General features: G+C 67.7%; 22 protein-coding genes, 1 tRNA gene and 2 pseudogenes. 15 read left to right on the plus strand and 10 right to left on the minus strand.

The genetic code is table 11. From position 1 onward, the window contains the following. The first annotated feature begins 24 nt into the window (after window positions 1-24). Window positions 25-450 (plus strand): hypothetical protein, encoded by a 426-nt coding sequence (locus OHT51_RS42880; RefSeq protein WP_328884730.1) that lies wholly within the window; start codon window positions 25-27, stop codon window positions 448-450. A 185-nt stretch (window positions 451-635) separates the two neighbouring features. On the opposite strand, the gene OHT51_RS42885 is transcribed toward OHT51_RS42880, so the two are convergent. Then, the gene (locus tag OHT51_RS42885) at window positions 636-6,536 is read right to left on the minus strand and encodes a DNRLRE domain-containing protein (protein ID WP_328884731.1); all 5,901 of its coding nucleotides are present in this window, start codon (window positions 6,534-6,536) and stop codon (window positions 636-638) included. Window positions 6,537-6,600: 64 nt separating this feature from the next. On the opposite strand from OHT51_RS42885, the gene OHT51_RS42890 reads away from it, so the two are divergent. The 4 genes from OHT51_RS42890 to OHT51_RS42905 all read left to right on the plus strand — a co-directional run bounded on the left by OHT51_RS42890 (window position 6,601) and on the right by OHT51_RS42905 (window position 9,680). Beyond that, window positions 6,601-7,122 (plus strand): hypothetical protein, encoded by a 522-nt coding sequence (locus tag OHT51_RS42890; RefSeq protein ID WP_328884732.1) that lies wholly within the window; start codon window positions 6,601-6,603, stop codon window positions 7,120-7,122. A gap of 682 nt (window positions 7,123-7,804) precedes the next feature. Continuing rightward, window positions 7,805-8,044 (plus strand): hypothetical protein, encoded by a 240-nt coding sequence (locus OHT51_RS42895; protein ID WP_328884733.1) that lies wholly within the window; start codon window positions 7,805-7,807, stop codon window positions 8,042-8,044. Then, entirely contained in the window at window positions 8,044-8,421 is a 378-nt protein-coding gene (locus OHT51_RS42900) for a fic family toxin-antitoxin system, toxin component (protein ID WP_328884734.1), read from the plus strand. Before OHT51_RS42895 ends, OHT51_RS42900 begins: the two co-directional genes overlap by 1 nt. A gap of 284 nt (window positions 8,422-8,705) precedes the next feature. Beyond that, window positions 8,706-9,680, plus strand: a complete 975-nt coding sequence (locus OHT51_RS42905) for an endonuclease/exonuclease/phosphatase family protein (RefSeq protein ID WP_328884735.1) — start codon at window positions 8,706-8,708, stop codon at window positions 9,678-9,680. Between the two features lie 77 nt (window positions 9,681-9,757). Here the strand turns inward: OHT51_RS42905 and OHT51_RS42910 are convergent. Further along, window positions 9,758-9,831 (minus strand) — tRNA-Met (locus OHT51_RS42910). An 87-nt stretch (window positions 9,832-9,918) separates the two neighbouring features. On the opposite strand from OHT51_RS42910, the gene OHT51_RS42915 reads away from it, so the two are divergent. Then, window positions 9,919-10,263, plus strand: coding sequence for a hypothetical protein (locus OHT51_RS42915; RefSeq protein WP_328884736.1), 345 nt, complete (start codon window positions 9,919-9,921; stop codon window positions 10,261-10,263). Between the two features lie 206 nt (window positions 10,264-10,469). Here the strand turns inward: OHT51_RS42915 and OHT51_RS42920 are convergent, their stop codons facing one another. Continuing rightward, window positions 10,470-10,895 carry a hypothetical protein gene (locus OHT51_RS42920; RefSeq protein ID WP_328884737.1) on the minus strand — a complete coding sequence of 142 codons (426 nt, stop codon included), beginning with the start codon at window positions 10,893-10,895 and terminating at the stop codon, window positions 10,470-10,472. Between the two features lie 681 nt (window positions 10,896-11,576). On the opposite strand from OHT51_RS42920, the gene OHT51_RS42925 reads away from it, so the two are divergent. Further along, window positions 11,577-12,035 (plus strand): hypothetical protein, encoded by a 459-nt coding sequence (locus tag OHT51_RS42925; RefSeq protein WP_328884738.1) that lies wholly within the window; start codon window positions 11,577-11,579, stop codon window positions 12,033-12,035. A 31-nt stretch (window positions 12,036-12,066) separates the two neighbouring features. Here OHT51_RS42925 and OHT51_RS42930 read toward each other — a convergent pair whose 3' ends face one another. Continuing rightward, on the minus strand, window positions 12,067-13,320 hold the full coding sequence (locus tag OHT51_RS42930) for an IS256 family transposase (protein WP_328879170.1): 1,254 nt from the start codon (window positions 13,318-13,320) through the stop codon (window positions 12,067-12,069). 121 nt (window positions 13,321-13,441) lie between these two features. Between OHT51_RS42930 and OHT51_RS42935 the strand changes: the two are divergent. Next, window positions 13,442-14,049 (plus strand): annotated as a pseudogene (locus OHT51_RS42935) (NF041680 family putative transposase); the annotation flags it as partial. 70 nt (window positions 14,050-14,119) lie between these two features. Continuing rightward, window positions 14,120-14,629 (plus strand): hypothetical protein, encoded by a 510-nt coding sequence (locus OHT51_RS42940; protein WP_328884739.1) that lies wholly within the window; start codon window positions 14,120-14,122, stop codon window positions 14,627-14,629. A gap of 95 nt (window positions 14,630-14,724) precedes the next feature. Here the strand turns inward: OHT51_RS42940 and OHT51_RS42945 are convergent. Continuing rightward, a pseudogene (locus OHT51_RS42945) lies at window positions 14,725-14,958 on the minus strand (Tn3 family transposase); the annotation flags it as partial. Between the two features lie 106 nt (window positions 14,959-15,064). On the opposite strand from OHT51_RS42945, the gene OHT51_RS42950 reads away from it, so the two are divergent. Further along, window positions 15,065-16,060 carry an SMI1/KNR4 family protein gene (locus OHT51_RS42950; protein WP_328884740.1) on the plus strand — a complete coding sequence of 332 codons (996 nt, stop codon included), beginning with the start codon at window positions 15,065-15,067 and terminating at the stop codon, window positions 16,058-16,060. Between the two features lie 74 nt (window positions 16,061-16,134). Here OHT51_RS42950 and OHT51_RS42955 read toward each other — a convergent pair whose 3' ends face one another. Then, window positions 16,135-16,305, minus strand: coding sequence for a zeta toxin family protein (locus OHT51_RS42955; protein WP_328884741.1), 171 nt, complete (start codon window positions 16,303-16,305; stop codon window positions 16,135-16,137). Window positions 16,306-16,455: 150 nt separating this feature from the next. Between OHT51_RS42955 and tap the strand changes: the two genes are divergently transcribed. The 4 genes from tap to OHT51_RS42980 all read left to right on the plus strand — a co-directional run bounded on the left by tap (window position 16,456) and on the right by OHT51_RS42980 (window position 22,191). Beyond that, complete coding sequence (gene tap / locus OHT51_RS42960; RefSeq protein WP_328884742.1) at window positions 16,456-18,645, plus strand: telomere-associated protein Tap; 2,190 nt, start codon at window positions 16,456-16,458, stop codon at window positions 18,643-18,645. A 9-nt stretch (window positions 18,646-18,654) separates the two neighbouring features. Then, complete coding sequence (gene tpg / locus OHT51_RS42965; protein WP_328884743.1) at window positions 18,655-19,212, plus strand: telomere-protecting terminal protein Tpg; 558 nt, start codon at window positions 18,655-18,657, stop codon at window positions 19,210-19,212. 1,711 nt (window positions 19,213-20,923) lie between these two features. Next, window positions 20,924-21,526 (plus strand): sigma-70 family RNA polymerase sigma factor, encoded by a 603-nt coding sequence (locus OHT51_RS42975; RefSeq protein WP_328884744.1) that lies wholly within the window; start codon window positions 20,924-20,926, stop codon window positions 21,524-21,526. Next, window positions 21,523-22,191: a hypothetical protein gene (locus OHT51_RS42980; protein ID WP_328884745.1), complete on the plus strand. Its 669-nt coding sequence runs from the start codon at window positions 21,523-21,525 to the stop codon at window positions 22,189-22,191. Before OHT51_RS42975 ends, OHT51_RS42980 begins: the two co-directional genes overlap by 4 nt. Window positions 22,192-22,700: 509 nt before the next feature. On the opposite strand, the gene OHT51_RS42985 is transcribed toward OHT51_RS42980, so the two are convergent. After that, window positions 22,701-22,823 (minus strand): hypothetical protein, encoded by a 123-nt coding sequence (locus OHT51_RS42985; RefSeq protein WP_328884746.1) that lies wholly within the window; start codon window positions 22,821-22,823, stop codon window positions 22,701-22,703. Window positions 22,824-22,916: 93 nt separating this feature from the next. Between OHT51_RS42985 and OHT51_RS42990 the strand changes: the two genes are divergently transcribed. After that, entirely contained in the window at window positions 22,917-23,435 is a 519-nt protein-coding gene (locus OHT51_RS42990) for a DUF6262 family protein (protein ID WP_328884747.1), read from the plus strand. Window positions 23,436-23,533: 98 nt separating this feature from the next. Here OHT51_RS42990 and OHT51_RS42995 read toward each other — a convergent pair whose 3' ends face one another. From OHT51_RS42995 to OHT51_RS43005, 3 genes are all read right to left on the minus strand, one after another. Continuing rightward, window positions 23,534-23,752 carry a hypothetical protein gene (locus OHT51_RS42995; RefSeq protein ID WP_328884748.1) on the minus strand — a complete coding sequence of 73 codons (219 nt, stop codon included), beginning with the start codon at window positions 23,750-23,752 and terminating at the stop codon, window positions 23,534-23,536. A gap of 132 nt (window positions 23,753-23,884) precedes the next feature. Beyond that, a complete protein-coding gene (locus tag OHT51_RS43000; RefSeq protein WP_328884749.1) occupies window positions 23,885-24,316 on the minus strand; it encodes a hypothetical protein in 432 nt (143 codons plus the stop codon). Window positions 24,317-24,470: 154 nt separating this feature from the next. Further along, entirely contained in the window at window positions 24,471-25,736 is a 1,266-nt protein-coding gene (locus OHT51_RS43005) for an IS701 family transposase (protein WP_443052769.1), read from the minus strand. Between the last annotated feature and the right edge of the window lie 67 nt (window positions 25,737-25,803).

Raw genomic sequence — 25,803 nt, forward strand, 5'->3', positions numbered from 1 at the left:
CACCGGCATACGTGAAGGAAACTCATGCAGTTCAATCCTCCGCTCACCTACATCGATGATGACGGAGCGGAATATCAATACGACTCGGTCGAATTCCTGGCGCAGGATGTCGAGTTCGTGAACGACTTCCATCAGGAATACAAGTGCCACGATGCGGTGGGGCAGCGATTTCGACTCGTCGTTTCGGCTATGAGGCTGCTCTTGCTCCAGGCTGTCCCGGACAACTTCCGTGTGGAAGGTCTGGAAATCAGGGAAGCGCGTGTCGGTGGTTCCAACGCTTGCGTTGAAGTCTTCGCCAACTCCCCGCTGCGCTGCCTTGTGCGCCAGGCTGGCCCCGTGTGGGAGTACGCGGACCCGGCCGCTGTCGAAGGAGCGCCTGGCAGAGTCTCTGGGGAGATGTCGCCCGAGAAGTTCGACTCTTTGTGGGTAAAGTCTGCGGAGAAAATCTGAGCGGCTCACAGCCGCCATGTCATCTTCGTAGCGGTAGACGCTGATAAGCCAGTGGCCCCATCACCATGGTGATGGGGCCACTGGCTTACTTGCATGCATGCAGCTTCTGGCAGTTAGCCGGTGTATGGATTCGTGAGATGCAGCGGGAACTGCCAGATGTGCTTTTGACTACTGGAACGAGCTACTCAGAACCTCCCCCTCCACGGCCGTATTCTGTACTTCGGATACCACCGAGGAGTCGCACGGTTGTAGACGTGTGCCATACCGTTCCATGCGAACCTCTTTGCGTGGCGCCAGGTGTTCCTGCCGTACCAGGCGGCGTCCGCGGCAGTCGCAACGACGGTCGTTCGCCATGCACAGCCGGCAAAGCCGCGCCAGCTCCGGCACTTGCGCACGTTGAAAGCTCGTCGTCCCCAGCCCGCGGGTGTGACGTACGAAGCGAACATCACCGTGGAGTGCAGCATGTCGGCGCTGGCGTGCTTCCTGCGATGCTTGCGCCACTTCCTGACCCAGCTGACCGGGTTGTACCACCTTTTGCCGTCTAGGTCGTACTGGTTGATGGGGTCTGCGGGGTAGCCGTAGGGGTTGGCGCCTCCGCCGTAGACGGGGTCAAGGGAGAGGAAGCGTCCGGTGGTGGGGTTGTAGAGGCGGGCGCCCATGAGGGTGAGGCCGGTGAGGGTCTCGGTGGAGCGCTGCTTGGCTCCGAGCCAGTTGTAGCGGGTGGCTTCCTGTCCGGGTCGGTTGTTGCCGTATTCGTCGTTGTCCAGGGCGGTGGGTGCCTTGGTGGTGTCCAGCGGGAGCTGGAGGGCGACATCGCCGTGGACGGTGGTGAGCTGCAGGACCGTGTCTCCGGTCTTGCTGGTGGTGGCGGCGAGGTCGCCGGAGGTGGACTCGATGTTGCGGGTCACGGCTCCGGTGGTGGTGTCCTCGGTGATCCAGCGGGGGTTGTCGCCGTCGCCGTCGTAGTGGTTGGTCTTGGACGCGGTCTGTGTCCAGGTGGTGCCGCTGCCGGTTTCGACCTTCCAGGAGCGGAAGCGCAGGGCGGCGTCGAGCTGCCAGGTCTGGCGCTTGCCGCTCGAGGTCTGCTGGTAGGCGAGGTCGTTGGTGTAGTAGCTGATGGTGCTGCCGGGCAGGGCGGTGGTGCGGCCGAACGCGTCGTAGGTGTAGCCGGAGTTCACGAGACGGTCGGCGCTGTCGTAGGTGTAGCTGGTGGTCGTGGCGCCGGTGGAGGTGCAGGCGCTGGCGGATGCCGCGGTGGTTGTGGCCAGGGCGGAGCGGTTGGAGCGCTTGTCGAAGGTGTAGGCGCGGCGTGTGCAGACTTCACCGACGGTGTCGTCGACGCCGGTGAGGCGTCCGGCCTTGTCGTAGGTGTACTTCTGCGCGGACCAGCCCTGGTGGCTGGTGGCCTGACCGTGGGTGTTCTCGGTGACAGTGTCGGTGTAGACGCTGATGTTGTCGCTGTCGCGGGTGTAGGCGCGTGTGGTGGTGGCGCCGGTGGGGTCCTCGGTGACGTTCAGGGTGTAGCCGCCGGGGAGTTTTTCGGTGGTGAGGGATCCGTCGGCGTCGTAGGTGGCAGCGAAGTCACCGGCGACGGAGTCGCTGGTCTTGGTCACCAGTCCGCGGGGTTCGGCCGTGTGGTCGTAGGTGTAGGTCACCGTCGAGGGGACGGTGTCGCTGGTTTTGACCGGACGGTCGAGCTTGTCGTACTCGGTGGTGGTCTTTCCTGCGTCGGCGTCGGTGTAGGAGATGTTCCGGCCGAGCTTGTCGTAGGTCTTGGTGATGGTCCCGCCGCTGGGGGAGGTGACCTTGGTGACCTTGCCGGTGACCGGGTCGTATTCGGTCGTCGTCTCCGGGACGGGCTGGCCGAGGGTGCCGGTGACTCTGGTGGTCTCCGGGCGTCCGGCGTCGTCGTAGGTGGTGGTGGCGGTGCGGGTCTGGCCGTTGGCGGTGTCGGTGACCGTGGTGGGCTGCCCGTAGTAGTCGTATTCGGTGGTGGTGTCGGGCAGGTTGGCCGGGTGGGTGCCGCCGCCGGTGATGGCGCCGGCCGGTCCGGTCCAGCAGATCTGGTCGGCCCACTCGGGGCGGCCCTTGCACGATCCGGTGCCGTCGGCTGTCCAGTACTCGGTGATACGGGTCGCAGCGTCGTTGCCCGTGGAGCCGGGCAGCGACTGCGAGGTGACCCGGCCCTGGGTGTCGTAGCCGGTCGAGGTGGTCAGGTTCAGGCCGCCGGCGTCCTGGATGGTGAGGGTGGGCATGCCCTTGACCCAGTCGTACTGGGTTTCGGTGACCCGCTTTTCACCCATGACCGAGTAGTAGTCGCGAACCCGGGCGCCGGTGATCTCCAGGGTCACCTGGTCCTTGACGGTGGCGGTGCCGTCGGTGGGACGGCCGCTGTCGTACTCCTTGACCGTCCAGGTGCGGGCGGGCACGGAGGTGCCGGCCTCGACCAGCTCGGTGGTGCCGTCCTTGAGGGCCTCGCCGAGATCGACGCGGTGCAGCGGCCCGAACTCCTCGAGTTCACGGGTTCCGTTGTCGTCGTAGAGCGAGGTGGTCGACAGCAGGTGGGCCCGCTCGGAAGCCGGCCGGGAGATGATGCCCAGGTCGGTCAGGGTGTCCTTGTGCGCGTCCGTGGCGCCGAGCGCGAGTTCGCGGTTGCCGGCGGTCAGTTCACGGACCGGATTGCCGAACCGGTCGTACTCGGTGGTGGTGATGGACTTGCCCGGCGCTGCGGTGTTGACCTGGCGGCCGGAGGCGTTGAGGTAGTGGACGGTCGCCCGGCTGTAGCTGCCGGACGTCAGGTTTGCTCCGTCGTGGGAGGCAGGAAGCAGGTCGGCCGGGAAAACGGCGGTGGCGTCGCTGGCCGTGTCGAGCTGGCCCCAGGCGGCCGCGTCCGTAGTGCCCATCTGGTGGGGGGCCTTGGTCCCGGTCAGCGCAACGCCGTAGACGATGCTGGTGACCGCCTCACCCTCCACCGTGCCGGCGGTGCCCTGCTTGAGCGCGGGGCGGGAGACCTTCAGGAGCATGCCGTCACCGGGGGCGGTGCCGCTGCCGGCGTTGCCGTAGGTGAAGGTGTAGGGCAGTTCGCCGGGTGGCTCCATCCAGGTGATGCGGCCCTCGTGGTAGGCGTACTGGGTCTCTGCCTGCTGCCCGATCCGCGGGTCCCAGGACTGGCGGAGCCGGCCCAGCGAGTCGTAGCGGTAGGAGGTAACGGCAGTCGCGGTGGCCTGGGTCGCGCCCGGCTGGGTGGCCCACAGTCTGAGCTGCTTGACCTGGCCGGTGAAGTCGCCGAACTGGGCATCACTTTCGGTGCCGGTGGCCGTGGTGGACGTCGCGTAGACGAACTCCAGCACTCGGCAGCCCTTGGCCGATGGGGTGCTCTCGCAGGTCGCCGCGGTGGCGGCCGACGTGGGCGCGATGATCCGCTTGGGGCGGGCCAGCGTGGTGCCGTCCACCGTGACCGTCTCGGAGATCACCTTGGTGGTGGAGTTCGACAGCCCGTCCAGCAGGGTGCTGGACACCTGCCAGGTCGTGGCCTCTGCGGCGGGCTTGGTGAACGTGGTCACCGTGCCCTCGGTGTCGGACAGAGTGAAGGTCGAGCTCACGCTGCCCTTCAGGACCAGGTCCTCGGCACCGGGCTCGGGTATCCAGCCGGTCTTGGCGGCGTTGGCGGTGAAGTGGAGAGCGTCACCCTCTGCGGTCACCACCGCCACCGCGGTGCTGGAGACCTTCCGCACGTGGGTGTAGTCGGACTCGGTCATCTCCGCTGCGGTGCCGGCCACCCACTCCTTGCCGAAGATGGCCGATTGGCCCTCCTGCTTGGCGCCCTGGTCGGGAGTGCGGGAGGACGCCGTGCGGGTCACCGACATGTCGAAGAACGACGCGTCAGTCTCCGACAGGGTGTAGTCACCGGTGAGCAGGTTCAGCGAACCAGGACCGGTCTCGGTGGCTGCGGCGCCGTCGGCGTTGCGGTCCACGACTACGGTCAGCGCAGCCGTGCTCGAGGACGCCGAGTTCGGGCCGGTGAAGTCGGCCTTGATCTGGATGGTTCCGTCGGGGGAGACGGTGCTGGTGGTGTTCCATACCAGTGGCGCGTTCTTGCCCCCGGCCAGCGGCACCGGCCAGGCGGTCAGAGCGGTCCCGCCCGAGGTGACGTCACCGGCTGGGATGGCCACCCAGGCGTCGGCCTCCGAACGGCGCCAGGAGAACGACACCTTGTCGTACTTGCCCGCCTCGGCCTCGGCCACCAGCGGCAGCCGGCGCGCGGTGCGCTCGCCCTCGGACGGCTGGAGGAACCCGCCCGGGCCGGCATGGAAGGTGTACTCCCTTGCCTCGGACTTGTTGTCGGCCTTGTCCACCGAGCGGACCTGCAGCGTGTGGGTGCCGTTCTTCGGCGGGGTGACGCTGATGTTCTTGGCCGTCGAAGCGCCGCCGGTGGCGACCTTGGTCCAGGTCACGCCGTCCAGCGACCACTCCAGCCAGTTGTGATCGGCCGTCGGCGGCGTGACGGTGAACGTGCCTGCCTGCCCGGCGCCCTTGACCCACTGCCCGCTCGGGTAGTCCGTCGACGTGATCGCCGACGGGGCGGACGGGGCGGCGGTGTCGACCGTGAACGTCTTCCACGCCGACCAGCCGTTGTTGTAGTGCGTCCCGTCGTAGGGGCTGGTGCGGAACTTGTAGGTCTTGCCATGGGCCAGCACCCCGGACGGCACGGTCACCGAAGCCGCCGACCCGGAGGGCACGTACTTGGACACGATGACATCGCCGACCTGCGTATTGGTGGCGTTGTCGAAGATCTGGAAGGTGCCGTTGACCTTGTCACCGTCAGCGTCGACGAACGTGTCGCGCAGCGTCGGCGTGGCCGTGTTCACCAAGTAGGAGCCGCTGTAGGAGAAGAACGGCGGGCCGGCCTCCTGCTTGGTTCCCGTCTTGGGCCGGAAGTTGTAGTTCACCACCAGCTTCGGCGGATTGGACGCCGCGTTCGCGGAGTTGACCCGCTTCCACTGCGCCGCCACCGACTCGCTCGCGGCTCGCAGACCCATGTGGCCGCGCGTGGCCTTCGCCGACGCCCACTCCTGCACCAGCGTGGTGACGTCGGCGTTGATCCAGCCGTCCGGCTGGGTGGAGCAGGCGGCGTTGCCGCGGGTCTCGGTGGAGCTCGCCTTCTTCGCCGTCATCGTCGGACGGTTGGTCCAACGGCTGGAGGTGGACGCTGCGCCGGAGGCCCACACCTCCCACGGATACACCTTGCAGTCGGAGTTGCCCGAGTGGAAGTTCCACAGGCTCAGCTTCGCGCTGGAGACCAGCGCGTCCTGCAGCGGCGTGGAATTCCACGAGATAAACGACTGCGCCGTGCGCGGCGTGCCGTCACCGTTGGTGGTGCCCGGGTTGCCCCAGTCCAGCTCGGTGTCGGTGGACAGGTCGACCGTCTCGCCCTGCTGCACGTAGGTGTCGAAGACGTTGCTCAGCGCCGACGTCGAAGGGTCCACCGTGACGGGGAACTTGGTCTTCGGGTCCGCGAGGAACTTCGCGTCCGGCGTGACCACCAGATCGACCCCGGAACCCTTCTTGACGACCTTCATCGCCACCGGCACCCGGCGCGTGTGCTCCCCCGACCGCTCATCGACGGTCGCATCCCACATCACTGGCGCGGGCATGACAGCCTGTTTGCGGTTCTTGCGGTCCGTGAACAGCACACCGCCGTCCGCCAGCTGCTTCACCTTCAGGCCCTTGGCCTGCAGCGGCATCGTGTAGGAGTAACCGTCCGCCGCGGGACGCTTCTTGATCTCCACGAACTGCTCGAAACCGGTGCGGGTCGCCTCGACCACGACGTCGGCACCCGGCACCGCGTTGACATACTCCGCGCGCGTGCCGTCCAGCCTCGGCTCGGGCAGACCGCCCTTCCACTGCAGCCGGATCTGCTGATCACCCTCGCCCAGCGTCACCAGGTCCACCGGCTTCGACTGACGCGCCGCCGCCAGCGACCTCGCCGGCGTACCCGTACGACCCGCCAGCCTCAGCCGCTCCGGATGCGCGACCGGCTCGACACCACCGTCGGCCATCTCCTGCAGATCAACATCGACATCCACCCACGCGCCGTCACGCTCAAAACGCACCGGCCCCGCGGACAGCTCCGTCGTCAGACTGCCGTCCTTGTTCACCCACGTCGTCGACGTCTCGGTGCGCTCACTGAGCGCCTCCACCCGCCGCCCCGACAAACGCGCCGCAACCTTCGCCGACGCGATGTCCGCCGCCGCCGAAACCCCCTTCGCCTTCCCCTTCTTCACCGGAGCCTGCGACGGAACAGCGGCCGCAACCGCACCCTCCATCAACGACACCGACATCAAAACGGCAAGACTGGCCGAGATCCACCGGATACTCCGGCTCTTCTCATGCCAGACCCGCCCCCTCTCATCCGGAGAAGGCAACACTTCCTCAGGTCTCACGAATCCATCCCTGTCTGCCACCTGTAAAAGAACAGTGAACGAATCGCAAAGTAGCCAAGGACACAAGATCACCAAGATCACCAAACGCCCAACACGGACAGCCACCCCACCCCCCAACCCGGTGATCTTGAACACACCACGTAACCCCACACATACGGAACGCCACACTCCACCACCAACACACACACCCACCCAGCAACAACAACGACCACCGCACACCAAGGTGTGATCGTGACGGCGACGTCACCGCAGACTCGTAGGACCTGGTGATCGGTGAGTCCGGCCTCCGAGGCGCGCATCAGGATGGTGAGGTCGTGCTGCGCGCCGACAGGCGGGGTCGTCGTCGCACGCCGGTGAAGCCGGCCGCATGCAGCACCCGGATCCAGTCGGTGTCCCGGTGGCGCTGGGGGAGGAGATCGTCGCCGGGAGTGCGCAGGACAATTGCTCCTGCCAGGCGGCTGGCGGACAGCGGCTTCGGCGACGTCGTCGAGATCGATGACTCGCTATCGCTTGGGCTGGACCTGGAAGCCACGCTGGCCCGGCTCCTTGCGCACAGCGCACGCTCTCCGCGTGCGCCTATGGGCTACTCGTCTCGTGTCACAGCGCAGGAAGAACCGAGTTCGCTATGACTGAGGCTGCAATGAGGCACTCCGATGACCGGCCTCCCATCCACCGTCCGGATCGACAGGCCACCGCACCCCTGCCCTAAGTCACCGCACACACCGTGCCGGTGACTCGGGCCGAGTTCGGCTTCGATGACAGTTTCGGTCTCCAACGCGCGGAGTCTGCGCGGCCTCGCCCTGCACGTCGAGGTCACTGTGCTCGGCCGAGAAGGTAGCCGGGCACAGGCTGGCCTGACTGAGGATGTCGGCGCGTTCCCACCAGGTGGTAACAGCTGTTACCATTCGTACATGGCGAAGACTCAGCTCGGCGTCCGCGTCGACCCCGAAGTCAAGAAACTCGCCCAGGCCCGGGCTAAGGACCGCGGCCTGGACCTCGGCGACTACATCGCCCGTCTTGTCCGCGACGACGCCGAAGGCCTGCGTCAGCGCGGCCTGGACGCCGCCCGCCGTTTCCTCGATGAGCACCAGCAGCTCTTCGACGAAGCCGAGGACGCCGACCTCCGGGCACCGGGAGCGCACGCCGCCTGATGGACCTGCACATCGATGTCCCCTGGATCCTCCAGGTCGCCGAGCTGGCGGGCGCCGGAGACCCCGCGCCCGACGACTACGGCGTGCCGGTAGCTGCTGTCGCCGGCCACAAGGCCGAGCTCCTGGACACACCGGTCTACGACGGTCCCTACGCGCGAGCCGCGGCCCTCGTGCACGTCCTCGGCCGCTGCCGCTGGCTGGAGCGCTCCAACATGGCCGTCGCCGCAGCGACCGGCGTGATGTACCTGGAGGCTTCCGGGATCCCGGTCAAACCCACCCGCGATGACGCGCTCGCCCTCCGGGACCTGCTGCGCGACCCCGCCTGCACCAGCGGCAAGATCGCTGCTGTGCTGCGCGCCTGGCCCGTCCCCAGCTGACGCCGAGTGGTCCCCTCCCGCCAGGCGCCTGCACGTCGCCGGAATGCCTCGCGGTGATGCGGCCCACGCTGGTGTCGGCCACGCCCAGCGGTGATCGTCGTAGCAATCGCATCTGATCGACCTCCATCAAGGCGGCTGCCACGCCACACAAGCACCCCTTCCCGGCGCTCCTTTCCGGGCGCGCCGGCGTGCCGTGTATCTCGTTGTCACCGGAATGGGCCTTGCCCCTGTGGTGGTGATCTTGCAGGCTCGGGAGGGACTGCTCCCGTGTCGAGGAGGATCGCGTGCCCGAAGCCGACATCCTGGCCCCGCCCCAGACCGTCGCCGCACGCACGACGCGGTGGGAGGCGGTACTCAATGACACGATCCCGGCGAAGGCGCCGGGCTCCAACCTGCTGGTCGCGACGTGGAACCTGCGCGCCTTCGGCGACCTGACCAAGGAGTGGAATACCAGCGAGGGCGTGTCACCGAAGCGGAACTTCGCCGACATCCACGCCATCGCCGCGGTGATCCGCCGCTTCGACGTGGTCGCGGTCCAGGAAGCGCGCGGCAATCTGCGCGCCCTGCGCCATCTGCTCAAAGTCCTCGGCGAGGACTGGGCGTTCATCCTCACCGACGTGACCCTCGGCAAGGCAGGCAACAACGAGCGGCTGGCGTTCCTGTTCGACACCCGCCGGGTCAAGCCCTCCGGGTTGGCTTGCGAGCTGGTGGTACCGATCGAGCAGGACGCAGGGGTCAGCGCGAGCGCCCTGGACCGGCAGTTCGCCCGCACCCCCTACGCGGTCAGCTTCCTCTCGTCAGGCCAGACGTTCACGCTCGTCACCCTGCACGTCAACTACGGCAAGAACGCGGCCGAACGAGTGCCGGAGCTGAAGGCCATCGCCAAGTGGCTCGCCGGATGGGCGGAGCGGGAGTTCGACTGGGACCACAACCTCATCGCGCTGGGCGACTTCAACATCGACCGCGTCGGCGACCCGCTGTTCGAGGCCTTCACCTCCACCGGACTGACGCCCGCCCCTCACTTGGAAGGGCTGCCGCGCACCATCTTCGACAAGCCGGGCGCCGAGCACTTCTACGACCAGATCGCCTGGTTCACCCAGGGGCAAAAGCAGCGTCCCGTCCTGCGCCTGGAGGCCGTCACCGGCGGCCAGGTCGACTTCGTCGGCGCGCTGCTCGGCGAGCAGACACGCAACGACCTGTCCTGGCACATCTCCGACCACTACCCGCTCTGGGTGGAATTCGCGATCCCCGGGAGCTGAGTCAGTTCCGCTGACCAGATGCGAGCGGGGCACAGACGCAGTGAAGGCCCGGTTTCCACCGGGCCTTCACGTTTGAGTAGCGGGGACAGGATCTGAACCTGCGACCTCTGGGTTATGAGCCCAGCGAGCTACCGAGCTGCTCCACCCCGCGTTGGCCTGGTGAACTGTACGGCACCGACCCGGCTCGGCCGAATCGGCTTTCCCTTGGCCGGCAAGAGCAGCGCTTCTGTGAGCGCTGTTGGCCGGTCATGAGCACCATCCGAGCGCCCTGCAAGGGCCGCCAGGCGTCGCCGGCTGGCGGACCGTCCGCACCGACACCCATGCCCACCAGATGCGGGAGCGCGCCAGCGAGATCGATCAGCTCGCCGCCCGCACCTTCCCGTTCTCAACGGATTGGGGAAGTTCGGTGAGGGGCGCGGCCGCAGCACGCACCCTCTACCGCGACATCCTGACCGCACAAGAACGCACCCTGAGACCCGACCACCCCAACACGCTGATCCTCCCAGCGGATTGCTTGCCGCTGTCAATGCTGCCCCGCGCCCGGATCATCTGGCAGCTCGCCACTGACACCGACCAACCGTGACGGCGACCACGGCTGGTTCCCCTCTGGACCGGCAACATCGCCAGCGCAGTCCACGACACGGCCTGCGCCGCCAGGGCGTCGCGGTAGAGGGTGAGTGCTGCGGCCGCGCCAACATCCTGGCTGCACAAGAACGCACTCTGGGACCCGAGCATGCCGAAACCCTGCGCACACGCAGGAACCTCTGGCTGTCAGAGGAGTGAAGGGCATCAGGGTCGCTGCGTCCCGAGGCCAGTCCCACCAGCACGCGGTGGGTGGGCAGATAGGCCACCGGTGGTGATTAGTGCGTGCACTGACGCCCCGTAGCCGTCGGTCTGGCGGAGAACGGTCACTTCTGCGGCGGGGGCCGGCCAGGCCTGGATGAGGTACCACTCGGTGACCTCGTCGGGGGCCAGGTCGACGGCCGTGTCCCGGCCGCGGGCGTGAACGCGAAGCCGGTAGTCGCCGGGACCGTCGAACGACAGGACGGGGAGTTCTTCGTCTAGGTCGTCCATCATGCCGCGGACCATGAGCTCGCTCGAGGCGGAGTGCGTGGAGATCTCCATGATCTCCTGCCAACCACCGTCGTCGGGTGCGGGCTCGATGTCGTGAAGAGTGACCGTGACGTCGACGTCGCCGGTATGGATGCCGGTCATGATGATGGTGACGCCGTCGGCGGCCCGCAGGAGTCCGTTGTGCCCGCGGTCCAGGTCGAGGCCGGTCGGCCCGTCCTCGTCGCTGATGTCGAACTGGTGGTACTGAACGGGGACGTTTCCACGGCCCCGTTCGACCTCGCTTTGTCGATGAGCGGGGCCAGTGCGACGAGTTCGGCGACGAGCACCCAGACCGCCTGGTGCTGGACCACTCGCCGAACCAGCATCTCGGATACGGCTGGGGAACACACGCCTGCCTGGGCGCCACCGTCGCCCAGAGCGCGTCCTGGTCGCGCTCGTCGACGCCCTCGCCGACCACTCAGGCCTCCTGGAACCGGCCGGGCCCGCCCGGCGAAGCAACACCCCACCATGCGGGGCGTCGAGCAGCCGGGCGAGCGGGCGACGGCCCGGGGGCGACGGCGGCCCCGCCTCTAGAACCCACGCTGATGTGGGGGCCGGCTCACCTTTGTCGAAGCCATCCAGCCTTGTCCATGCCGACTCAAAAACGTCCTGACCACTGGTGTCTGTTGCCGCATGCCGCCCGGTCGATCGGTCTTGGATCGCCTGAGTGTGAAGTTTGCGTACCGATCGGCGTGTCTGGCTCAGCGGTCGAGAGAGTGCCTCGAGAGGAATTGTCAAGAACTGTGGATGGGGTCTCATCCTGGTTGTCTGTAGCATCAGCGCGTGCCGGAGATATGGATCGGTCTCGACATTGCTGCCCGGCGTAGGAACTGGTGGTGGACCGGGGTCTTGACGCTGCTGTTCGCGGGCATGGCAGTGGCGACGGAGGCGACAGCCACGACGGGCCGCTGGTGGTGGGGCGGCGTCGTCGGCGTCCTTTGGCTGGCTTCGCTCTTCTATATGATCAACCGCGGATATGGCCGAACGCTCCTCGCGCCTGATCGGATCCAATTCTCCACACTCGTCAGTCGCCGAGCGATCCCGTGGAGTGAGATCACCGGCATTGAGCCGCGCAGCCACCAGACACGCGGCGGGGCCTGGTGGGAGGTGCGCGTGTATCGGGCGCGAGGACGATCGCTTGCGATCCCGGGGATCTTCACCAGCCGTCGCGGCGATGAGGTCTTCGAAGGCAACCTGGCGGTGGTCCGCGAGTACTGGGCCCGTGCGACAGCCCCGGAGTAGGTCCCTTGACATGCATGCGGGTTGAGGACGTTCAAGCCGCTTGCCCCTCGGGACGTTCGACGAGGTGACCGCGTTCGAAGCGGGCGCCGGCGCGGACGAGGGCGACGAGGTGGGGTGCGTTCACGGCTCGCCACCGCTGCTGGGCAGACTCGACGAGCTTGAAAACCATGGCGAGCGCGGCGGCCGCGCTGCCGGCGCCTTTGGTCACCTTCGTCCGCAGGCGGACGGTGGCAAAGGTCGACTCGATCGGATTCGTCGTGCGCAGGTGGATCCAGTGCTCGGCGGGGAAGTCGTAGAACGCCAGCAGCTCGCCGACGTCGTCGGTGATTTTCTTGACGGCCTTGGGCCACTTCGTGCCGTAGGTCTTCCCGAACGTGGCCACCGCCTTGAGCGCGTGCTCGCGGTCCTCGGCGTTGTAGATCTCCTGCAGGGCCTTGCGGGCTCCGGGCTGTGCCGAGGTCGGCAGGGCGTTGACGACGTTGGCCGTTTTGTGAACCCAGCACCTCTGATGGCGGGCTTCGGGGAACACCTCCGCAAGGGCCTTCCAGAACCCGAGTGCTCCGTCGCCGACGGCCAGGACGGGGGCGCGCATGCCGCGCCGGGCGCAGTCGCGAAGCAGGTCAGCCCAAGACTCGGCGGATTCGCGGTAGCCATCGGCCATCGCGATCAGTTCCTTGGTGCCGTCCGCGCGCACGCCCATCACCACCAGGACGCAGGACTTCGCCTCGGCCAGGCGGATGCGCAGGTGGATGCCGTCGGCCCAGACGTAGACGTAGTCGGAGCCGGCCAGGTCGCGCTCGCCGAATGCCTTGTGGTCGGCCTGCCACTGGGTGGTGAGGCGGGTGACGGTGGCCGGCGAGAGACCGGCCGAGCTGCCCAGGAACTGCTCCAGCGCGGGCACGAAGTCGCCGGAGGACAGTCCGTGCAGGTAGAGCAGCGGCAGCACCTCGCTGATCTTCGGGGACTTGCGGCACCACGGCGGCAGGATCGCCGAGGAGAACCGCTTGCGCTCCCCGGTGGTCTCGTCGATGCGGCGGTCGTTCACCCGCGGGGCCTTCACCTCCACCGACCCGGCAGCCGTGGTCACCGACCGGGGCTGGTGGTAGCCGTTGCGCACCACCAGCCGACGGCCTCGGTCGTCCCGTTGATCAGCCAACTCGGCTAAGTAGGCGTTGACTTCGGCTTCCAGGGCGGCGGCGAGCATCCGCCTCGCCCCCTCACGGACAATCTCGTCGATCAGAAAGCCGTTCGGGGTGCTGCCGTCGGCATTGACTACGCTGAGCACGGGCGTGCCTTCCCGACCCGCGCTGCGAACGCGGGCCTACTCGGTGACCATCACAGGATCAATCGGGAAGGTACGTCCTTCTCGCCCAACCCAAGGTTGATCCACAGGTCTTGAGCATTGCTCCCGCCGGGCGGCCTGGATCGACTATGACGGACCGCTACCCATCATCGAAGGCACCGTCATCCGCCTGACCGTGCGGAAGCTGCCCAGCGGCGGGGTGAACAAGCCGGTCTGGCTGTGGTGGTCGGGCACTGCCGCCACCAAGGCCGATGTCGACCGCTGCTGGCAGTCCTTCCTCCGCCGCTTCGACCTGGAGCACACGTTCCGCCTGTTCAAGCAGACACTTGGGTGGACCAAGCCCCGTCTCCGTAGCTCGGAGGCTGCCGACCGGTGGACGTGGCTGGTGATCGCCGCCTATGCCCAGCTCCGGCTCGCGCGGCCACTGGCCACCGATCTCCGGCGGCCGTGGGAGAAACCGGCTCCGCCGAACAGGCTCACGCCCGCCCGGGTCCGCAGGGGGTTCAGGAACCTGTGCACGAAGACCGGCTCCCCGGCCAGTGCACCGAAACCGTCTCGTCCGGGGCTGGCCGGCCGCCGGGTTCGAAGAACCGCCGCCCAGCCACCCGTCATGACGTGGGCAGAGTCCTGGCCACCGGCGCGGCATACAGCCGCCCCGCCCACCACAAGATGGGCATCAAACCCCGGCGCACCGGGGAGCGGCAAACTTGACGGCCTGGGCCATGTGCAGCGGGCACGAGGCCGAAGAATTTCACGGGGTACGTGGGTGGATCTCAGCTCAGTGATCATCGCTGTCGCAGGCGTCGCAGGAACCCTGGGAGGGGCGTTACTCACCCAGCGCGGCTCCGAACGAGCGAAGCGCCTGGAGATAAAGCTCGTTCGAGACCATGAGGAGGTTCGGGAGAACCGTTCGATGCGACGCACCTGCTATGTGGAACTCAATCGGGATGCTCGGCAGTTCACCACCGCTCTCAACCGTCACCTGCACGTCATGAGGGAACGCGGTGTGGGGGAGGCTGACAGCGACGCACTCGAGGAGGCGAAGAACGCGCACCGCGCTCGATACTCCGAAGCACAGATGATCGCCCCCGAAGAAGTACTCAGGCGAGCGAGTGTCGTCAACCAAGCCCTGAACAAGGTCTACGGCCAGGTCAAGCGCCTCGAACGCGGTGCCCCCGACCCAGGCGAAACGATGGAGACCGCGGCCCAGGCCCAGTACGAGGTCTGGGAGATGCTCCGAACTATGAGAACCGCTATGCGCCACGACCTCGGTGTGTCGCATGAAGATTGAGAGCTGGCGCAGCTGGCGGCTCAGCTCCGTGCGAGCTCTCTTGTCTGCCTCGACCAGGAAAAAACTGATCGAGGCAGAGGTTAAAACGCAAGCCAAAGCCCGCCATGGATCTCCCGGCACAGACCGGGGCTGGCGAGGTAGTCGCAGGCGAAGACGGTACGAACCGCGCGGCCGAGTTCTTCGAGGGCCCGGTAGGTGGGGTACTCGGGGCCGCCGCGGGTGCAGCGCCGCCGAACCTGCTCGGCCTCCGCTGTCCCGAGCCGGAGCGCGGTGGCGTACTTGACCATCTGGTCGTACTGCTACTCGATCAGGTCCCAACGGATCGGCCGGTCAGCCAGCCGGGGGCGGGGGCTCCGGAGCCGCCGTCGCCAGTGCCTACAGCGGGCACGACAGTTGGCCCAGAGCGCCCGTGGCTGGGCGTCGGAGTCCTACTGTGTGAGGGCCGTCCTCCATCCGACCAACGAGGAGCAGCAGGCTGTGCACGTCGAGATACCTGCGGACGTACGAGAGGTCGCCACTCAGCTCGGGGCCGGAGTGCCCTACGCCCTGAGGGCCCTGGCCGGCCAGCTGGCGGATGACCCGGACATGGGCCGACCCTCGGGGACTCCCATCCTCACCGTGACGGTCGACGGCGATCTGTTCGAGGACTGTCCCGACCTCGCCGTCGGCTACATCCGTGAGCCGGACCGGATCGAGATCCGGTCCGTGAACCGGGTTATGGCCGCTGAGCCCGCCGCGGACGGAGGGGACGAGGAGCAGGCGAACTGGGAGCAGGCGGCGGTTGCCGGTCCTGCCACCGACGCGGTCACCGTACGGGAGGTGGCTGATGCCTGGGGGCGGATCGCCAGCTGGCTGCAGCACAACGCCCCTGATTCCTACGCTGCGTTGCGCGCAGGTGCGAGCCCTGCGGCCATCGCCGCCCTGGAGGAGGACCTCGGTATCCGGATACCCGCCGAGCTGCGTGTTCTGTGGTCGCTGACCGCGGGCGACGACGGGGTTAACGGCTGGGGCTGGGGGTGCCTGCCGCGCAGTGAGGCTCTGATGACCTTGGACGAGGTGGCTTCGGTCTACCAGCTGCAGATGGGCTCCCAGGCCCAGGAGGACGTCCTCAACGCGGACCGCGTCGAGGACGAGCGGATCACACTGTGGAAGCCGACCTGGATTCCGGTCATCGCGCATGGCGCGGCCGACAGCGCCTCGGGGCTGTTCCTGGATGCCGCAACCGGCTACCTGGGCCGCTGGACCCGATACCACGCGGGGCTTGGCGAACAACTCGACACCCTGGTCACCTACCTCGAGGAAGCTGCCGACATGCTCGAGGCCCCGGCGCTGGCCACGCGGGACAAGCCCGGCCTGGTCGGTAACGCCCTGGTGTGGCGCAGCAGGCTGGATGCCGCGCAGAAGGACCGGTGGCGGCCCTTGGCTGGCTGACCACGAAGACGAGAAGGGAGCCGACCTGCGGGCCGGCCCCCTTCCTGCTTCACGTAGTGTCGCTCCGGCCAGGGTCAGCCGATCTTGCGCCATGTGCAGGTCGTCGCGGCGATGCGCGTCTTCCCGGCGCCTGGCTGCCCGGCGACAACGACCACGACTGGCCGGGACTGGGGGACGGCGCCCTGAGTCGCAACCGGGAGGATCACTCGGTGCAGCACGTCGAAGCTCTCTTGCTCGGAGAGCACGACCGAGCCTCCATCTCCTCCTGGCACTTCGCCTCCTGCTCTACCGCCCCGCGCTGGCGCGATCAACGTAACATCATGAGCGATCCGAGTGCGAATAAACGAGCGATCCAATGCGCGATTGGTGTAGGGTGTCTAGTGGAGGTGAGCCCTGTGCCCACTGAGAACGAGCTGCTCAGTAACGTGGACGCGTTGCTGGAACAGGTCGCCCAAGACGACCTGCCGTCGCCTGCCGAGCGCAAGCGTCTACGCGAGGCTGCCGGGCTGAGCCAGGCCCAGGTCGCGAAAGCTCTCGACACGCGCCGTGAGGCGGTCGGGAACTGGGAGGCCGGCCGAACCGAGCCGCGGCCGCCGCAGCGCGCCGCCTACGCAAAGCTCCTGGAGAAGTTGGCCGAACGCTTCCCCGCCCCGGCCAACGAGACGCCCGGCGATCCCGCTGTGCCGGAGACGTTCGCCGCCGAGCCTGCCCCGGCAGTCCCGGCTCCGTCGGCGCCGGCCGCTGCGAAGCCGGCCGCCCGACCGGCGGCGAGCACCACCAGGCCGACGTCGACATCGCGGCGCCCGGACGCGAGGAAGGCGGCGTCGAAGAAGACCACCACGGCGGCCACCGTGGACCCGCGCTTCGAGAACGGCCCGCTGGCAGTCGTCGATGTCGACGACGACGGCCAGGTCCTCGCGTACTGCGTCGGCGGCCTGGTCCTGGACGTGCCCGCCAAGTCCCTTCCGTCACTGGTGGACTGGACGCTCAAGGAGTCGAAGCTCGGGGCGCCGAAACTCTCCGGCCCCGGCAAGGACGCTGACCCGCTGCTCGTGCTCACCCAGGCCGCACTGGAGCGCTACGGCCTCCCGGCCACGCTCACAGAGGAGGAACGGATCGCGGGGCGCATCCCGGAGGGCCACAAGGTCATCAAGCAACTGACCCGCTCGCATTGGCAGCTCACGAAACGCGGGTTCGGGCCGTGGGCGCGGATCTACCGCCCCGCGCAGGGCTCGGAGCGGGCCTGCGTGCAGCTGTGCATCCCGTCGTGGAACGCACTGGACACCCGGCACTGGGGCGCGGCCGGGCGGCTAGCGCCGGCCGAACTCGCCCGCGTTCTGGGCGTGTACGCGTCCCGGGTGATGACGCCGCGTGGCTCCACCGCCGTGACTGGCCTGGAGCTGATGACCGCGCTGCACCCGGCGACCCGGGCCTCCGAGCCGGACGCCGACGGCAAGCGGCACTCCGAGCACAACCCCGGCTCGCTGGGCAAGGACCCGGTGGACTGCGCGCCGTGCGAGGCACCCGACGGGCACCCGCTGCTCAAGGACCTGCCCCGGTTCCACGTTCGCGGCCCGGCGGAGAAACTGTTCGAGGAGGCGTACGACTGGGCGCGGCCGATGACGGATGCCGAGTGCACCCTGCGCCACCTGGTCGGCATCGACGTGAACATGGCCTTCGCGGCGGGCTCCAACGGCTTGAACGTCGGCCTGGGTGCACCGACGCACGTCATGAACCCGGTGTTCGACCCGAAGTTGCCCGGTAGCTGGCTGGTGGACCTCTCCCACGTCGACCTGTCGAAGGTGAAGGTCGGCAAGGAGTGGGTGGAGCTGGACGGCAGCCTGCTGCCCTCCCCGTTCACGCCGAAGGGTGAGCGCCCCGAGGGGCCGGCCTGGTACGCGACACCGACCGTGGCGTACGCAGTGGAGCTCGGCTACGAGGTGCGCCCGACCGAAGCGTGGGTGCGGCGGGAGAACGGCCGCTATCTGGACGGCTGGTACAACCGGCTCCGGGACGCCTACCTCGCCACGATGGCCGACCTCGGCGTCGACGCCGACCTCACCCCGGAGGACTTCCTCCCCGCGATGGACGGCTACAAGAGCCGCGACCCGGAGCTGGCGATCGTGGTCTCAGCGGTCAAGGCGACGGTGAAGGGCGGCCTGGGCAAACTGCGCGAGCGTCCCCGGGGCGAGAGCTGGCGGCCCGGCGAGCCGTGGCGCGCCCTGTCCCGCCCGACGTGGCGTCCGGACATCCGCGCGGCGGTCATCTCCCGCACCCGGATCAACCTGCACCGCAAGCTGATCAAGCACGCCGCCTTCACCGGGCAGTACCCGGTCGCGATCATGTCCGACTGCGTCGTCTACGCCGCCAACGGACCGAGCCCGCTGGACTTCCTGCCCTACCGGGAGGGCAAGCCCCTGCCCGGCGGCTTCAAGCTCGGCATCAACCCGGGCCTGGTCAAACACGAGGGCACCCAGAGCGTCCTGTGGGGCGAGGAGGTCCGCGAGCGGTTCAACGCCCCGGAGCTCAACCTCGCCCGGTACATCAAGGACGGCACCGTCACCGACGTCGACAACGGCGAGTAGGAGAGGGCGATGAGCTTGTTCGGGGACGGCCTGGACGCCGCCGTGCAGAAGGCGTTCACCCGCCCGGCGCCCAAGGCCGCGGGCCCGCAGATGCGGTACCTGGTCAAGCAGCTCAAGGGCACGAAGGCGGTCGCCGAACTGCTAGGCATGTCGCAGCGACAGGTGGAGCGGTACGTGGCGGGCACGGCCAAGAAGCCGCGCGCCGACCTTGCCGCCCGCCTAGAGCGCGAGGTGAAGAAGCGGTGGCAGCCGCAGATCCGGGCCAAAGCCCGCCAGAAGGCGGCGTCCACGGGCGGCATCGTCATCGACGCCCGCGCCCGCATGGGCTACACCGCGCCCATCGGGTCGACGGACCAGGACCGCATCCGGCACCTGACCGTCGCCCTGCCCCCGCAGTACGCCGCCCGCCTCTTCGACGCCCAGGAAGCCGGCGCCAGCGACGCCCGCCTCCAAGAGATCGCCGCCGAAGCACTCAAGGAGGTGTACTTCCAGGACGGCGGCCGCCGCGCCGGCTCCCTAGAGGAGGTCCGTTTCACGGACATCGAGCACCTCGAGTTCGACCTGTAGAGGGCTCACGCCCCGAACAACCTGCGAGTCCGGTTGAGCCGAAGCACGGTAGTTGTCACATAGGCAGGCTCGTTGTCACCAAAGGGCTGCGGGCCCAGGGCCGCGAGCTCCGCCGCCTTCGCGTGCCGGCGCTCAGTGAGTGTCGTCGCCGCTGGTGGACCTCAGCCGCCTCCGCGGCCAGTGTTCGCGCCAGCGGGTGGCCACCGCGTAGCGCCAGCCTGCAGGCGACAGCGAGCTTGGCGGCCCGCCGGAGCGGCCAGCCGTCCTCGACGACGCAGAGGGACAGGTGCAGGCAGCCGGTCTCGGTCAGGGATGCATTACGGTGGGCACGAGGCCTTTCGTTTGGTGTAGACGTCGCAATCCACACCGAACCGGAAGGCCCTCGCCTGTTCAAGATCCCTTAGCCGAGACCTGGCTCACCTGTCCACACCTCTCCGGGCAGAAGATCCAGGGGTGTGAGCGCGACACTTCCAGCTGGTTCCGAGGGAGATCTTCAACGGTTGCGAGACAACGTTGATCACATCCCATTGAGATTTTGACGTGGGTTGGCTCTCGGCCCAGGCTTCCATCGTGGCCGAGAGCCCGGCATCGACGGTACCGGTCAGTTACGGCTCTGCCACCACACCCACAGCACGGTGAACCCCGTTGTGCCGACGGCGTATCCAACGCCGCGGAGTGCGCTGTCAAAGACGACGCGGACGCGACGGGCCGCATCTGCGCGAAGCCGCTGTGAGCACTCGGGGTGAGATGCGGGGCCTGTGCTCCTAGACTCCGGCATAGGAGCCTCCATCCTCTTGAGCAGGGAAACGGTTCCGAAGCGGAGTCGTTCGGCCCTGCCGGCAAGCATCCGGCCGAACGACTCTTCTTCCGTTGACCAGGCCACCTCTGCGGCCAACCTGGTTCTGTCGTGCACGCGGGCACAGCGCTGCGGCCCCGGCGTACTCAGTGCCGCCTCAGCCGAGCCCGGCAGGGTCCATTCTGGTGCACTTTCTGGGCAAAAGCCCAGGTCAGGGGGTAACTGCAGCCACCCTGAGGCCGGGCCGAACGAACGCTGACCAGGGGCGATTGCCTGCCCCGCTACGGACACGCCTGTACCCCCAGCCGCGACGATCGGGGGTACAGCTGTCGGTGCTCATGGCCCAATTGATGCTCCAAGCGGCCGGCAATGTGCCGTCACCAGGACTGCCAGAGGGCGCGCGCCAGGCTGACATCAAGGTCACTGTGCAGCTCAAGCGGCTGGAGGTCAGTGACACCCACTGTGCTTCACGCGCTGCTGGTGACAGGTGACGCGCCAACCTCTCGATGTGACACCTATAGTGCTTCGGCTCACCGGTGTGACAGAGCGCCTACGTGGCCACGGAACGCCGGATGTCCAGTGACGGGCGCCTGGAATCGCACGGCACCCGGCCTGTGTGACCTGTGCCACGAGGCCGAACAGTCCTTGAAGGGCGAACTTCCATCCTTGCGGCCGTTGTTGCAGCTCACGCGCCGAATTCGAACGGGCAAATCAATGCCGGAGTTACGTTCCGTTTATGGAGAAGATCGCAGAGTCGCGATTTTCGAGGGTCGCATGAGTTTCGGGCCCCGAAAAACGACAGGGTGGTGCTTGAGAGCCCGAAGCAACTGGGCTTTCGTGTGGGCGAGTTGGCCCGCGCACGGACACCACCGGCCTCAACGGAGAGGGCGGTGCTCGTATCCCCTGGAGGAACGTATGGGCAACGGCGACGTCGACCTTGACGTATCGCCCCAGGACAGCGGCCACGGCCAGCCCGTCCAGGACCCTCCCGATCTCCCCCTCGACTTCGAGGCCTTCTACCTGGGGCACCAGGAGTTCTTCCACGACTTCGCGGAGATCCACCTCGGCAGCCGCCGGGCCGCGGAAGACGTTGTTCACCACGTGTTCCTGGAGATCCTCGGCGGCTGGGACGAACTGCTGCAGCAGGGCGACCTCGAACAGCAGACTCTCGCCGTGCTGCACCGCGGTGTCACCCGCCGCCTGGACGAAGACGGGCGCCCGCCGGCGTTCCTCATCAACGGCCCCATAGCCAAGAACCTCGAGGCGGTCCGCAGCCAACTGGAGATGAGCAGCAGCACGAACGGCCTGTACGAGGCGATTCTGGAACTGCCCACCCGCCAGTTCACGGTAATCGTCCTGCGCCATCTCCTCGGCTACCCCACCAAGCGGATCGCCCGCTACATGGGCCTGGACACCCGCACCGTCGACTACCACGGCCGCAAGGGCAAGGAACGCCTGCGCATCCGGCTCGGCCTGCCTGCCGCCCCGAGCAAGACCCGGAAAGGAGCGGGGCAGTGACCGCCATTGATGAGCTCCTGGCCGACGCCCGCATCCCCACCACACGGCACGACGGCTTCGACGTCGGCGCCGCTCTGCGCCGCCTCGCCCACGAGAGGGCCGCCGCCGCGACCCGACCGGACCCGGATATGGCCCGCGCCGCCCAGGCCGGGCAGCGGCTGTCCGTGGTGTGCCGCTGGATCCTCAACAAGCCCGACGCCGCCGACCACGTCGACCGCCTCGCCCAGGAACCCGACGCGGTGACCGAGGATCAGTTGGACGTCGACGGCGCCCTCGTCTTCGCATGCCTGCTCTACCTCACCGACCACCGCGAGAGCGCCCAGTTCTGGTGGCAGCTCGCCGCTGGCGCTGGCCACCGCGCCGCCGCCTACTGCCTGCATCTGCACCACCTCTCCATCGGAGAGACCAAGGAGGCGCGGCACTGGCTGCACGAGGTCACCGACGACGTCCTCGACTCCGACGCCCCCGACAGCGCCTTCCTGGCCACGCTGGAAGCTGTCGCGACGTACGTCCGCAGGACTGGCTCCAGCCGCGCCAGCGCCCCAACCGGGGGACTGGAGATGGAGGTCGACCGCCTCGCCACCGCGAAGTCTGGCTCCTGCATCATCGTCCAGCGTCCCGATCGGCGCCTCGCCGACCTTCTGTACGACTTCAGCCGCCGCTAACTGATCGTATCCACGTTGTCGCTGACCTGGGCTGACGCCAGTCCAGGATCTGGGGTCCACCAACGGCATCGCGAAAGACAGTCGGCACAGCACCGCAGTACGCTCCGGGACAGCCATCAGGGCGACACGCAAAAGGAGCCCGTGATCCCAACAGGTTTCCTAGGCCTCTGAGTTGGGAGGGCTCCGTGCGCGGTGTTCCAGCACGCCCATTGACGAGAGGAACTCCGTATGGAGGAGAGTAACGCCAAACCGCCGCCAAGGCACCTGCTAGGCCGGAACAGCCGGCGCGCCACAACCATCCGTCACCTGCGGAAATGGATCGGACGAGAGGGGCGGAACGTCCCAGCTGAGTTCCTGCAGGGCGCGGCGTACAAGCTCGGCAGCGGCGCCGTTACCCTGCTGATCCTGTGGTGGGAAACCCGGCACTGAGACCAGGGGTGGGCGCACCCGGTGCGCCCACCACGTCCCGGGCAACCCGCCGTTCGGAGGACGGGCGGATGGGACGGCGGCTAGGCGCTCCGCGGCCGACGCGCCGCCGTCTTCTTCGCCGTCTTCTTCGTGGACTTCTTCGCCGCCGCCTTCTTGGCCGGCTGTTTCTTGGCCGCGGCCTTCTTGTTCGGCATCTCGTGCACGTCGGCTGAGCTCTCGCCACGGGTGGCTTTCGCCTGCGCTACGGACCGGGCAGGCGTGTCCGCCGGCCGCGACTGCCGAACAGCATGACCAACATGAGCGACGGGCGGCGGGCCGACTCGGCCCGCCGCCGGGAGCGCGTTCTCAAGGCCCTCGACTCGGCCGTGAAGACGGGCGGCGACCTCACGGTCTCCGGGCTCGCCAGAGCCGCTCGCGTCGACCGGACCTTCCTCTATCGCCACCGCGACCTGCTCGAACGCGTCCACGTCGCTGCCAGCACTCCGGTTGAGGAAGGCAGAGTGGCGGCCGTCAGCAGGATCTCGCTCCAGACCGACCTCGCCAACGCCCTGGAGCGCAACAAACGCCTGGCCGCACGAGTCCGGCAGCTCGAGAAGCGTCTATCGACCGAGCTCGGCGAGCGAGTCTGGGAGGCGTCCGGACTCGGGGCGTCTGCCGACATCGACCAGCTCCAGCGGCGCATCAACGTGCTCGAACAGGAGCTCGCTGACAAGCAGGGCGAGCTCGAAGAGCGGACCGAGGAGCTGGATGCTGCGCGGGCCGCGAACCGGGAACTGACCCGGGCGTTGAACCACGCCCCGCAAGATTCACGCTAAACGAGACCTGGGTGACAGGTCACAGCAGTGGTCCCCGGCGGCTCCGCCGCCGGGGACCCAACACATTGCAGAAATGTCTACCTATCAGCAGGAGCCGACTAGCCCTCCGCGGGCCCAATGAGCTGCTTGACCTGGAATCTGATGAACTCAGCAGGCCGGACTGCAGCGACGCCGACGTCGATGACGAGCTTCCCGTCAGCCACCGCGGCCGGATGGCCGCTGGGGACTGGCGCCGGGGCAGCAAGAGCAGGGGAAGCCACGGCAAGGGTTACGGCGGCAGCCAGCGTCATGCTGGCAACGATCTTCATCGTCTTCATAATCCGATCAACGACCATCTGCCTGAAAGGAACCGGCCGCCAATCGCAGGCTGCCCGATGGGAACCCAGACCTCGTGCACCGAATCGCCTGGGACCCACACAGCAATCGACATCAGTCGCTTGCGCGGCGAGCTATTCGAACTCCACGTCGTCAAATTCGATTAGGACCGTCTCGATTGTCGACCCAGAGCTGCCGGCACTGAGGTCCGAAGCAGTCCACGAACTGGCCCAGGCGCTGCGGAGGGTGAACTGGCGGACTGCTCCGTCAGCGTCCTTGATGGCGAGGGTGATGTCCTGGCCGGCTTCGCCGTCCGCTGCCGACTCTTCGCCGAGCTGGCTCGCGAGGACCTGACCCTGTCCCTCCGCCACAACCAGCGTGATCTGGCCGGGCTGGACGACATCCGACGTCACACCGCCCAAGGCGTCCACGACCATGCTGCCCTCGCCGATCTTGGCGACCTCGTCGCCCAAGGTGACTTCGCCAACCGTCTGGATCGAATCCACTTCTGTGGACCCGATCACCAAGGTGATGTCCTGCCCAGCCTGCACGTTCTCTGCGGTCATCTCTCCACCGATTCGCTCGACGAGTTGTGCCTGCCGAACCTAGTAGGGCTTGGTCAGGTTCGTAGTGGTGTGGGTATGTCGCGGTGGCAGGTGGGGCAGGCGCTGGTCCAGGTGGCGAGGAGGGTCTGCAGTTCGCGGACCACTTGGTAGAGGCTCAGGCCTGCGCGGCGTCTTTTGGGTCTGGTGCCAGTCGTTGCAGGGTGCAGAAGGCGTGGGCGGCGGAGACGAGGGTGACGTGGTGGTGCCATCCGTTGAAGGTGCGGCCTTCGAAGTGGGCCAGTCCCAGGGCCTGTTTCATCTCGCGGTAGTCGTGCTCGATGCGCCAGCGGAGCTTGGCCAGCCGCACCAGTGTGGCCAGTGGCATGCCGGAGGGCAGGTTCGAGAGCCAGAACTGGACCGGCTCGGGCTCGGTCGCGGGCCATTCCGCCAGCAGCCACCGCTCGGGCAGTTCAGGATCGTCGCCTGCTTTGCGGATGCCGCGGCCGGCCGGGCGGATGCGCAGGGCGACGAACCGTGAGTACATGCGCTTGAAGCCGCTTTGGCTCTTGCCCGGCCGGGAGCCTTCCCGCCAGGACACCGGTCTCGCGGCCGTCCTCCCGGCCGCGATGACCAGGTCTTTCATGGTCTGCGCGGGCTCGGGGTACTGCATTTTGGGTGGCCGGCCGGTGCCCGCATAGGCGGGCTGGACGGGTTGGGCGTCGGCGGGCTGGGCGGTATGGCGGGAGGAAATGCCCACTGCATAGGGCAGCTTGCGTTCCTCCAGGCCCAGGCGGAAGGCGGCGGCATCGCCGTATCCGGCGTCCGCGACGACCAGGGGAACGTCGGTGCCCCACGACCGGGTCTCGTCGATCATGTCCAGGGCCGGCTGCCACTTCTCCACATGCCCCACCTGGGCGGGAATACCGCAGCGGCCACGGCGGGCGATCTTGTCTGCATCGGCCTCCGGCGAGTCGGGATCCCAGGATGCGGGCAGGAACAGCCGCCAGTTGACGGCCGCGGAGGCACGGTCATTGGCCAGGTGCAGGGAGACGCCCACCTGGCATTTGGTGACCTTGCCCGCGGTGCCGGTGTACTGCCGCGACACACACGCCGAGGCATCCCCGTCCTTCAAAAAGCCGGTGTCGTCCACGATCAACGCCTCGGGACCGATCGCCTCGTGCATCCTCCAGGCCAGCCGGGCCCGCACGTGCGCGGGATCCCACGGGCTGGAGGTGATGAAGTGCGCCAGCGCCTGCCGGTTGCCGTCCTCACCCAAGCGGGCGGCCATCGGCTCCACCGACTTGCGCTGCCCGTCCAACAGCAGCCCGCGCACATACGCCTGCCCCCACCGACGCTGATCCGCACGGAAGAACCCGTCGAACAACTCCGCCGCGAACGCCTCCAAGTCCTCCCGGACCGAGGCCATCTCCTCAGGTGTCACACCATTTCCAACGACGCTATGGAGCATGAGACACGCATGCACAAGTGAAGATGACCAAGCCCTACTA

This window comes from Streptomyces sp. NBC_00299 (assembly GCF_036173045.1).
GTDB classification, from domain to species: domain Bacteria; phylum Actinomycetota; class Actinomycetes; order Streptomycetales; family Streptomycetaceae; genus Streptomyces; species Streptomyces machairae.